Below are 1,759 nucleotides of genomic sequence, written 5' to 3'. Positions count from 1 at the left end.
ATCGACCTCAACTATTCAGAGCTGTTTGATTTTAGTGAGAACGATTTTACCGTGCCAGGGCCAGGTGCAGTCCGTGGGATTAAGAAGTGCTTCACCAGTATTGGTGACCACTCTCCTGCAGAAGTCATTATGTGGATGGTTGAACATCAAGAAGAGGAGTTTGAAAGGTTGGGGTTGGACTTCAAAAACCTCTGGGGACGCCCGCTGCATGCGATAGACTGCCAAGGCTTGTTTTGCGAGACTGACAAATATGCGCGGGTGAAGTTTCCAGAAGTAGCGAGTAACAGGGTGAGGATGAAAGCCAAGTTTGCGGAGAACCCGCAACGCGTTGAGTATTTTTTCCCGCCAAAGTGGAGGGTACGTCGTTAAGAGAGGTGGGGATCATGCGGCTTTGCGAATCATCGGCGGAAGCATAAAAAAGAGCAGACCGGGGTCTGCTCTTAGGGTGCTAGGAAGTGTGCGGGGGGTGTTCGGGAACCGTTTCGTTGAACTGCGCGAGAAGCTTGGTGGCCACCCCGTGCAGGAACTCGAGGGCATCGTTTTGAATGATCGATTCCAGGTTCTCCCGGTTGATGGAACCCCGCTCCACTAGGATCTCGAAGGATTGCCTCTTGATCTGTTTGGGGATTCCTTCGCGGGCGATGATCAGGGTGAGTGGGAAGTCACCCAGTTTCGATAGGTTGCCGCCGGCGTACATGCTGGCGCTGTCGTTTCCGGAGCCGTTGTCTTCAGGCATTTTTAAGGGAGCCTCCTATGGTAGGGGAACAATAGCAAGTGAAACCTGCTATAGCAAGTGTTATTTGCTGACCCTTGGGTTTTGTTTGAGGCAGGGATGGGACGCTCACTTTCTTGCGCTTTCAACGCATTCGCGCTCTGAAGCGCGCTAGAAGCGTTGCGCTAACTTCTCTCTCCGCTCCGCGGAGCATGGTATGGGAGAAGTCGAACCTAGGAACCTAATCCCACACCTCGACGCAAAGAAAAGAAGAGTCCAGGGGACTCTTCTTTTCTTTGGCGGAGAGGCAGGGATTCGAACCCTGGATACCCTTGCGGGTATAACACGTTAGCAGTGTGCCGCTTTCGACCACTCAGCCACCTCTCCGAATGAGGAAGGTACAATGTTCACATTGTACAGTTCCGAGTGAGGAGCGAGTATCGATTGCGAAGCAATCAATACCTCTCCGAATGAGGAATGTACAGTGCACATCTGAGCCTACCAAAAAGAGGCTATAAACGGAAGTAGCTACCGACGCTGTCGCCAAAGCGCTTTTCCCGAGGCTCTAATTCCTGCAGAACCTGGGACATAATCTCACGGGCTTCGTTCATAGATGGTGCAGGGGCAAGGAAGGTGATTGGCAGAAGGCCGGGCTTCTTTCCCTCTAGGTTTATTTCCACTACATCGCCCTGATCTGAGAGCCAGAAACCTGCCAATTCACTTACCATGTGCTCACGTTTTCCCACCACAATGCGGAGAGAGGTAACGGCAATGGTGAGGGAGGATGACTTGCTCTGTGAGCGCACTGCGAAAATGGCTACCAAGAGCACTGCCGCGGCCAGGGCAAAATTAAGCTGACGCTGCCAGATTGCCAACAGGACTAAGACTACGGCAAGGGGGCTCGCCATAAGGAGTAGCTTGCGGGTACCGCCCTTATTAGAAAGGATGCCAACCCGTTCAGGTTGTTCCCACTGCGCAATTACTGCCTCGGCTGTTTGCGGTTCCATACAAACAGTATACCCCCAGTGCCTAGATCTGGACAAAATC

3 protein-coding genes and 1 tRNA gene are annotated in these 1,759 nt (G+C 52.5%); 1 reads left to right on the top strand and 3 read right to left on the bottom strand.

Annotated features, from left to right (window positions below; translation table 11 throughout):
- Window positions 1–369 (top strand): nucleotide kinase domain-containing protein (locus tag VLA04_06045; GenBank protein ID HSI21218.1); only part of this gene is annotated, 369 nt, incomplete at its 5' end.
- Window positions 370–448: 79 nt separating this feature from the next.
- Here VLA04_06045 and VLA04_06040 read toward each other — a convergent pair.
- From VLA04_06040 to VLA04_06030, 3 genes are all read right to left on the bottom strand, one after another.
- Complete coding sequence (locus VLA04_06040; protein ID HSI21217.1) at window positions 449–736, bottom strand: hypothetical protein; 288 nt, start codon at window positions 734–736, stop codon at window positions 449–451.
- Between the two features lie 273 nt (window positions 737–1,009).
- Window positions 1,010–1,099: transfer RNA gene (locus VLA04_06035), tRNA-Ser, on the bottom strand.
- Window positions 1,100–1,224: 125 nt separating this feature from the next.
- Complete coding sequence (locus VLA04_06030) at window positions 1,225–1,719, bottom strand: hypothetical protein (protein HSI21216.1); 495 nt, start codon at window positions 1,717–1,719, stop codon at window positions 1,225–1,227.
- Between the last annotated feature and the right edge of the window lie 40 nt (window positions 1,720–1,759).

This window comes from Verrucomicrobiia bacterium (assembly GCA_035460805.1).
GTDB lineage: Bacteria > Patescibacteriota > UBA1384 > CAILIB01 > CAILIB01 > DATHWI01.
The sequence above is the reverse complement of the archived record's forward strand: the minus strand, read 5'-3'. Positions and strand labels throughout refer to the sequence as shown.

Bases quoted from the DNA above. Each gene is read 5' to 3' on its own strand.
- VLA04_06040 (HSI21217.1), bottom strand. From the start codon at position 736: ATGCCTGAAGACAACGGCTCCGGAAACGACAGCGCCAGCATGTACGCC.
- VLA04_06030 (HSI21216.1), bottom strand. From the start codon at position 1,719: ATGGAACCGCAAACAGCCGAGGCAGTAATTGCGCAGTGGGAACAACCT.